At 74.0% G+C, this 8,152-nt stretch carries 8 protein-coding genes; 6 read left to right on the plus strand and 2 right to left on the minus strand.

The window, feature by feature from the left end; genetic code table 11:
* Positions 1-1,458: MFS transporter (locus tag AB0H81_RS42425; RefSeq protein WP_358387457.1), on the plus strand; the 1,458-nt coding region annotated here is incomplete at its 5' end.
* A 55-nt stretch (positions 1,459-1,513) separates the two neighbouring features.
* On the opposite strand, the gene AB0H81_RS42430 is transcribed toward AB0H81_RS42425, so the two are convergent.
* Both AB0H81_RS42430 and AB0H81_RS42435 read right to left on the minus strand, forming a co-directional pair.
* Positions 1,514-1,909 (minus strand): cold-shock protein, encoded by a 396-nt coding sequence (locus tag AB0H81_RS42430; protein WP_345391204.1) that lies wholly within the window; start codon positions 1,907-1,909, stop codon positions 1,514-1,516.
* A gap of 91 nt (positions 1,910-2,000) precedes the next feature.
* Entirely contained in the window at positions 2,001-2,618 is a 618-nt protein-coding gene (locus tag AB0H81_RS42435) for an HAD family hydrolase (protein WP_358387472.1), read from the minus strand.
* 210 nt (positions 2,619-2,828) lie between these two features.
* Between AB0H81_RS42435 and AB0H81_RS42440 the strand changes: the two genes are divergently transcribed.
* The 5 genes from AB0H81_RS42440 to AB0H81_RS42460 form a co-directional block, all read left to right on the plus strand.
* The gene (locus tag AB0H81_RS42440) at positions 2,829-3,503 is read left to right on the plus strand and encodes a helix-turn-helix domain-containing protein (protein WP_358387459.1); all 675 of its coding nucleotides are present in this window, start codon (positions 2,829-2,831) and stop codon (positions 3,501-3,503) included.
* 117 nt (positions 3,504-3,620) lie between these two features.
* Positions 3,621-4,238 carry a DedA family protein gene (locus AB0H81_RS42445; protein ID WP_358387462.1) on the plus strand — a complete coding sequence of 206 codons (618 nt, stop codon included), beginning with the start codon at positions 3,621-3,623 and terminating at the stop codon, positions 4,236-4,238.
* Positions 4,222-5,307 carry a histidine kinase gene (locus tag AB0H81_RS42450; RefSeq protein WP_358387464.1) on the plus strand — a complete coding sequence of 362 codons (1,086 nt, stop codon included), beginning with the start codon at positions 4,222-4,224 and terminating at the stop codon, positions 5,305-5,307. Before AB0H81_RS42445 ends, AB0H81_RS42450 begins: the two co-directional genes overlap by 17 nt.
* On the plus strand, positions 5,298-5,942 hold the full coding sequence (locus tag AB0H81_RS42455; RefSeq protein WP_358387467.1) for a response regulator transcription factor: 645 nt from the start codon (positions 5,298-5,300) through the stop codon (positions 5,940-5,942). The genes AB0H81_RS42450 and AB0H81_RS42455 overlap by 10 nt, the downstream gene beginning before the upstream one ends.
* A 59-nt stretch (positions 5,943-6,001) precedes the next feature.
* Positions 6,002-8,152: helicase-associated domain-containing protein (locus tag AB0H81_RS42460; RefSeq protein WP_358387469.1), on the plus strand; the 2,151-nt coding region annotated here is incomplete at its 3' end.

The raw sequence follows: 8,152 nt of genomic DNA on the forward strand, positions 1-8,152 counted from the left end.
GGCACCGCCAGGGCCGCCCGGGCCACCGGACGCGGCGTCAGGTTCGCGGGCCTCGCCACCGCCGGCGGCGTTCGCGGGGCCGGGCGGGCGACGAGGCGCCTGACCCACGCGGGCGGGGCGGGCCGCACCGGTCTCGGCCGGCTGATCGAGCTGACCGCCGGCCACGGCGCGGGCGACGCGCTGGTCACGGTGGCGCTGGCCAGCACGGTGTTCTTCGGGGTGCCGGTGGGCGAGGCGCGCGGGCCCGTGGCGATGTACCTGCTCATCACGATGCTGCCGTTCGCCCTGCTCGCACCGTTCGTGGGGCCCATCCTCGACCGGTTCCGCTCGGGCCGCCGCTACGTCATGGCCGGCACGCTGTTCGGCCGGGGGCTGCTGTGCTTCGCGATGGCCGCCGCCGTGGGGCCGGGCGACGTGGTGACGCTGTTCGGCGGGGCGCTCGGGGTCCTCGTGCTGTCCAAGGCGTACAACGTGTCACGGGCGGCGATCATGCCGAGCGTGCTGCCCGCCGACATCACGCTGGTGTCGGCCAACGCCCGGGTCGCGCTGTTCTCGCTGGTCTCGGCGGGCGCGGTGGTGCCGGTCGCGGCGGGGCTGTCCGCCTGGCTGGGCAGCGCGGCCGTGCTGCGCGTGGCGATGGTGGTGTTCCTCCTCGCGGGCGTCTCGGCCGTACGGCTGCCGCGCCACGTCGACTCGCCCGACCTGAAGGAGGCGGACGGCGAGCCGGGCGGCCCGCCGAAGTGGCGCACGCTGCTCCAGGTGGGCCCGGCCGTGGCCGAGGCGGTCTGGGCGAACGTGGCGCTCCGCCTGTTCTCCGGCTTCCTGCTGTTCTTCCTGCTCTTCCTCGTCCAGGACGGCGGCGTGCCGTGGCTGGCCGAGCGCGAGCCGTTCTTCGACGTGCCGAAGACGATCGCGCTGCTCGCGGTGGCGGCCGGGCTCGGCGGCCTGCTCGGCGCGGTCGCCGCGAACTGGGCGCGGCGGCGGGCGCCGCAGGTCATGGTGCTCATCACGCTGGCCGTCACCTGCGTCACCACGATCGTGAGCGCCGCCCTGTTCGGGCTGTGGACCGCCGTGGCGATCTCGCTGGTCACGGGGTTCGCCCAGGAGCTGGGCAAGCTGGCGCTGGACGCGATCGTGCAGCGGGAGATCGGCGAGGAGGTGCGCTCGTCCACGTTCGGCGTGGTCGAGGCGCTGCTCCAGCTCGCGTGGGTGTTCGGCGGGCTGGTCGGGCTGCTGCTGTCGCTGACGGAGAGCAGCGTGGCGGGGTTCGCCACGCTGGGGGCGGCGCTGACCGCCACGCTCGTCTGGCTGGCCGTACGGCGGCGCCGCCGCATCCGCGCCGTGGACGAACGGATCGACGCGCACACGAGCACGCCGGACGACCACCGCCGCCCGCACTCCGGCGACCTGGACACCACGCTGGAGCGCACCAAGCCGCTGACCAACCCCCACGGATGACGCCCGCGCCCCGGAGGGCTCGGGCGCCCGGCACCGCCCCGGGGCCCGCCCGGGATCAGGCGTCGAGGTCGTCGGCCACCGCTCGCAGCACCTGCGCGATCTTCTTGGCGTGGGCCGCGTCGGGGTGCTTGCCTCGCTGGTAGGACGTCGAGACCCCGTCGAGGAGCTTGATCAGGTCCTCGACGATGACCACCATCTCGTCCGGCTTCTTGCGCTTGCCCTTGGGCTTGACCTTGGCGAGCGTCGGCGGCTGCTCGAGGATCCTGACGGACAGTGCCTGTTGACCGCGCCGGCCCTCCGCCACACCGAACTCCACCTTCTGGCCGGGTTTGAGCGGCCCGGCGCCGGCGGGCAGCGCGGAGGAATGCACGAACACCTCACCGCCGTCGTCACGGGTGAGGAAGCCGAACCCCTTGTCGGCGTCGTACCACTTGACCTTGCCACTCGGCACAGGAGGGACCTCGTTCGAACCGTCGTAAAGGATGAATGGATGTAGGTTATGCCCCGGAGCGCGCCAGGGCGACCGGGTAATTACGCAGCAATTACACGAGTTCGTCGTAGGGGTGCCAGCCCATGAACCAGGCGGCGAATTCGGTCAGGTCTCCCAGCGCCACATCGGCTCCGTGATCACGCAGCTCCTCCACCGTGTAAGGGCCGGTCGCCACCGTCACGCTGACGGCGCCGCCCGCCCGCGCCGCCTCGATGTCGGCGACATGGTCACCAACATAGGCGGCGGCGCCGAAGCGCGCGAGAGCCGTTCCCTTGGCGGCTCCGAACAGCGATCCGACGACCTCGTCCACCTCGAATCCGAGCGAGTCCACCGTGCGCACCGCGTCGTGGACGTTCTTGCCGGTCACGACGATGACCCGGCCGCCCCGGTCCCGTACGGCCGCGATGGCCTCCCGCGCCCCCGCCATCGAGGTGGTCAGGGGAACGGCCACCCGCGGATAGATCTCCCGGAACAGCGTCGCCACCGCCGGGATCTCCTCGGCCGGGAACCAGTTGGCCAGCTCCGTCTCCAGCGGCGGCCCGAGCCGGGTGATGATGGCCCCGCTGTCGATGGGCACGCCCACCCGCGCCGACAGCTCGTCGAAGACGGCCGCGATACCGGAACGCGTATCGGCCAAAGTCAGATCCAGATCGAAACCCACTGAAGTCATCACACGCTGCAGGATGCCAAACACCGCAGAGTTACCCACAACCGCCCTTGTTGTGTCACGGTGGGAATGGGCGGAAACGCCATTGACTTATCGGGGCGACAACCGCGTACGGACGCCTTGGGAACCGCCTCGCGGCCGGCGGCCACGCGGACCGCACCCGCCGCGACCGGCTGTGACGACTACGCTCCTCACGGAGGTGTCACCGAGGACATGACCAGATCGCCAGCCGCCGCAGCCGGGAGCGGACCCGCCAGGGCCGGCGGGCGCCCCGCCGTGAGCACGCGCGACCGGATCATCGACGAGGCCCTGCGCCTGTTCGCCGAGCGCGGTTACGCCGCCACGTCGGTGGCGGAGATCGAGGCCGCCTCGGGGCTGTCCCCCGGCGCGGGCGGGCTCTACCGCCACTTCAGGTCCAAGTACGAGGTGCTCGCCGCGGCCATCAACGAGCACGCCGCGCGCACCCGCACCCAGGTGGCCGACAGCCTGGCCGAGCTGGGCGACATGGAGGGCTCCGTCGAGCTGGAGGCGCGGCTGAACCGGCTGTGCCGCGCCGGGCTGGCCAAGGTGCGCGAGGAGTCGGAACTGACCCGGGTGTTCTTCCGCGACCTCAGCCAGTTCCCCGAGCTGGTGGCGGTGGTGCGCGAGGGGCTGCTCCAGCCCATGTTCGACGCCATCACCACGTGGTTCTCCACGCAGCCGGAGTACCGCGACGCGGACGTCGACTGGAGCGGCATCGCGGCCGTGCTCGGCGGCGCCGTGGTCCACTACCGGATGTTCCAGGAGACGGTCGGTGACGCGCCGGGGCACGCCGACAAGGACCGGTTCGTCGCGGCCTGGGTGTGCCTCGCGCTGGGCCTGCTGCCCGGCCCGGCGCGGCTCCGCTGACCCACGCGGCGGCCGGAGGTCCGGCCGGGCGGGCCACGGCACCTGCGGTTTACCGCACCCCTGAACGGCCATGTGCCTCATGGTGGCCCTACCCTGAACGTTCCTAGTCTCGGACGCATGACGGAATGGCTGATTCACCTGATGGAGACGCTCGGCGCGCCCGGCGCCGGGATCGCGATCGCGCTGGAGAACCTCTTCCCGCCCCTTCCCAGCGAGGTGATCCTGCCGCTGGCCGGTTTCACCGCCTCCCGGGGAGAGATGAACCTGCCGGCCGTGCTGCTGTGGACCACCGCCGGTTCGGTGATCGGGGCGCTGGCGCTGTACTGGGTGGGCGCGCTGCTCGGCCGCGAGCGCACGCTGGCCCTGGCCGCGCGGATCCCGCTGCTGAAGGTCTCCGACATCGCCAGGACCGAGGCGTGGTTCCTCAAGCACGGCCGCAAGACGGTGTTCTTCGGCCGGATGATCCCGATCTTCCGCAGCCTGATCTCCGTTCCGGCCGGGGTGGAGCGCATGCCGCTGGGAACCTTCACGCTGCTCACCACGGCCGGCAGCCTGCTCTGGAACACCCTCTTCGTGCTGGCCGGCTGGACGCTGGGGGAGAACTGGTCGCTGGTGGAGACCTATGTGGGCGTGGGCACCAACGCGGTCATCGCCGCGGTGGCCCTGGCCGTGCTGCTCTTCGTGGGTGTGCGGCTGAGTGAGCGGCGCAAGGGGCGGCATGCGGTTGGCGGTTAGGGGGCTGCGGCTCGTCGGGGCGGTGGCCGCTGGTGCGGTCACCGCCCTTCTGGGCCTGCTCTTCGTCCTGGTGGCGGTGCCGTTCGCCGACCGTCCCGCTGTGCGTGCGGCGGCCGCGCGGCTGACCACGCTGGAACTCCGGCGGCTGCGGCTGGAGCTCCCGGGCCGGGACGGGGAGGGTGAGCTGCGCTCTCTGGCCGCCCGGGCGCCCGTCGGCCTCCTGGGTGGGCTGGTGGTGCTGCTGCTCGTGTACGGCATGAGGTGGGCGGCGCCGCTGGCCTGGTCCTGGGGCCGAGGCGAGGCGGTGGACGGCATGCTGCCCACCCCGCCGCTGCTGGCCTACGCCTTCCTGGCCGGCTCCGTCCTGCTCTTCCTGGAGGTGTCCGGCCTGGTGGGGGTGGGCGCGCTGGAGCGGCGGCTGGCCGTACACCTGCTCGCTCCCGACCCGACCGAGGCGCTCCGGCGGCGGATCAGCGAGCTGACCGAGAGCCGCGCCGGGGTGGTGGCGGTGGTCGACGCCGAGCGGCGGCGCATCGAGCGTGACCTCCACGACGGGGTGCAGCAGCGGCTGGTGGCGCTGTCCATGCTCGCGGGACGCGCCCGCCGGGGCCGCCCCGAGCTGCTGGAGCAGCTGCACGAGCAGGCCCAGCAGGCGCTGGTGGAGCTGCGCGAGGTGGCCTGGCGGGTCTACCCGTCGGGGCTGGACGCGCACGGGCTGGCCGAGGCGCTGGCCGGGGTGGCCGAACGCGCCGCGGTCGCGGTCAAGGTGACCTGCGAGCTGCCGGAGCGCCCCTCCGCGCCGGTCGAGACCGCCGCCTACTTCGTGGCCAGCGAGGCGGTGACGAACGCCGCCAAGCACTCCCGGGCCTCCCTGGTCACCATCGACGTACGTCAGGAGGGCACCATGGTCGTCGTGCGAGTGGAGGACGACGGCATGGGCGGCGCCGATGCCACCGGCGGCGGGCTGACCGGGCTGGCGCGGCGGGTGGCCGCGCTGGACGGCCGGTTCACTTTGACCAGCCCGCCCGGCGGGCCGACCGTGATCGAGGTGGGGCTGCCGTGCGCGTGATGCTCGCCGAGGACTCGGCCCTGCTGCGCGAGGGCCTGGTGCGGCTGCTGAAGGAGGAAGGTCACGACGTCCTGGCCGCCGTGGGCGACGCCGGCGCGCTCCTGGAGGCGGTGACCGGCGAGAGACCCCAGGCCGTGGTGGTCGACGTACGGATGCCGCCCACCCACACCGACGAGGGCCTGCGCGCCGCCCTGGAGATCCGGCGGCGCTGGCCGGAGGTCAAGGTGCTGGTGCTGTCGCAGTACGTCGAGAAGAAGTACGCCACCGAGCTGATGAGCGGCAGCATCGACGGCGTCGGCTACCTGCTCAAGGACCGGGTGGCCCAGGTCGGCGACTTCCTGGACGCGCTGGAGCGGGTGGGCGTGGGCGGCACTGCCTTCGACCCGGAGGTGGTGCGCCAGTTGCTCGCGCGCACCAGCCACGCCGACCCGCTGGCCCAGCTCACCGCACGCGAGCGCGAGGTGCTGGAGCTCATGGCGCAGGGCCTGACCAACGCCTCGATCGCGCAGTCCCTGCACGTGTCGCAGAGCGCGGTGGAGAAGCACGTCAATGCGCTGTTCGACAAGCTGGCGCTGTCGCACACCATCGGGTACAGCCGCCGGGTCCTGGCGGTGCTGCGCTACCTCGGCTCCTGAGCGGCCGGGCGTGCGGCGCGGCCATGGTGACCCGATCAGGGGGACATACCATGGCATCGATGGAGTTCACCGAGTGGATCAGGGCCCGCAGCGACGAGCAGTTGCGGGCGCTCGTGTCCGCGCGCCCCGAGCTGATCACTCCGGTCCCCGCGCACCTGGAGGGCCTGGCCGCGCGGGCCGGCAGCCCGTCGGCGATCGGCAGGGCCCTCGACCGGCTCGACCGCTTCACCCTGGCCGTCGTCGAGACGCTGGCCGTACAGGACGGGCCCGCTCCCAGGAAGACGCTGGACGAGCTGATCGGACGCGCGCTCGCCGACGGGAAGCCCGAGCCGGCGCTCGGCGCCGCACTCGACCGGCTGCGCGACCTCGCCCTCGTGTACGGCCCCGACGACGCGCTCGACCTGGCCCCCGGGGTGCGCAAGGCGCTCGACGACCCGGCCGGGCTGGGGCCGCCCGTCGCCGAGGTCTTCCGGCACCACCCGCCCGAGCAGCTCGACGAGATGGCCGACGACATCGCGCCCGGCACCGCCGGCACGGGCAAGGAACGGCTGGCCGCGGCCCTCGCCGAGCCGGCCAAGCTCGTCGACGAGGTCTCCGGCGAGGCCAGGGCGGCGCTCGACCAGCTCGCCTGGGGCCCGGCGACGGGCCGGGTTCCCAACGCCCGCCGCGAGGTGCGCGTCGGGGCGGCCCGTTCCCCCATCGAGGAGCTGCTCGCCCGCGGGCTGCTGGCCGCCACCGGCGAGGAGAGCGTGACGCTGCCCCGCGAGGTCGGCCTGCACCTGCGCGGCGGCCGCGTCCACCGCGACCTGCTGGCCGCGCCGCCCGCCCTGGAGGGGACGGCGCGCGACCAGGAGCTGGCCGACCGCACCGCGGCCGGCCAGGCGTTCGCGTTCGTCCGGGTGGTCGAGGAGCTGTGTGAGCGCTGGAGCTTCGAGCCGCCCGGCGTGCTGCGCACCGGCGGGCTCGGCGTGCGCGACATGAAGCGCGTCACGGCCGAGCTGGACGTGCCCGAGTGGGCGGCGGCGCTGGCCGTGGAGGTGGCGTACGCGGCCGGGCTCGTCGCCCAGGGCGGCGGCGTCGACGGCGAATGGCTGCCGACCACCGGCTACGACCTGTGGCGGGTCCGGTCGACGGCCGACCGGTGGGTGACGCTCGCGCTCACCTGGCTGCACATGGACCGCGTACCAGGGCTGGTCGGTGAGCGGGATGAGCGCGACCGGCCGCTCAACGCCCTCCACCCCGATCTGCGCAGGACGGCCGCGCCGGTGGTGCGGCTGGCGGCGCTCGGCGTGCTCGCCTCGGCGCCCGGCCTCGCGCCGTCCCGCGCGTCGGTGCTCGACCGGATGGCCTGGGAGCAGCCGCGCCGCAGGGGACCTCTGCGGGAGCAGCTCGTCGAGTTCGCGCTGCGTGAGGCCGAGCAGGTGGGTGTGACCGGTCTCGGCGTGCTGTCCGGACACGGCCGCGCCCTGCTGGCCGGCATGGGGGGCGAGACCGGTACGGGAAGTGGAGCCGGCTCGGGGAAGACGTCGGCGCCGAAACGGACGGCGAAGGCCGCGGCGGCCGGGGATCCCGCCGCCGTGCTCGCGCCGCTGCTGCCCGAGCCCGTCGACCACGTCCTGCTCCAGGCCGACCTCACCGCCGTCGCGCCCGGCCCGCTGACCAGCGAGCTCAACCGCTGGATGACGCTCGCCGCCGACGTCGAGTCCAAGGGCGGGGCGACCGTCTACCGGTTCAGCGACGCCTCGGTCCGGCGCGCGCTCGACGCCGGGCAGGGCGCCGACGAGCTGCTCGCCGCCCTGGAGCACCACTCCGCGACGCCGGTCCCGCAGGCGCTGTCGTACCTGGTCGCCGACGTGGCGCGGCGCCACGGCCGCATCCGGGTCGGCTCGGCCAGCGCGTACGTCCGCTGCGACGACCCGGCGCTGCTCGACCAGATCACCGCCGACCGCCGCTCCGCCTCGCTGCGGCTGCGCCGGCTCGCGCCGACCGTCATCGCCTCGCGCACCTCGCGGGCGGCGCTGATCGACTCGCTGCGCGCCATGGGGTACGCGCCCGTCGCCGAGTCGCTCGACGGCGACGTGATCGTCTCCCGGCTGGACGGCCGGCGCTCCGAGGGCCCGGGGCAGACCCGGTCCGTGCCCGCCTCCAACGGCCTGGACCCGGAGGTCGCGGGGGCGGCCGTCCGCGCGCTGCGGGCCGGCGACGCCGCG

Origin of the sequence: Nonomuraea sp. NPDC050691 (assembly GCF_040654455.1) — a bacterium.
In the GTDB taxonomy this organism is placed as follows: Bacteria; Actinomycetota; Actinomycetes; order Streptosporangiales; family Streptosporangiaceae; genus Nonomuraea.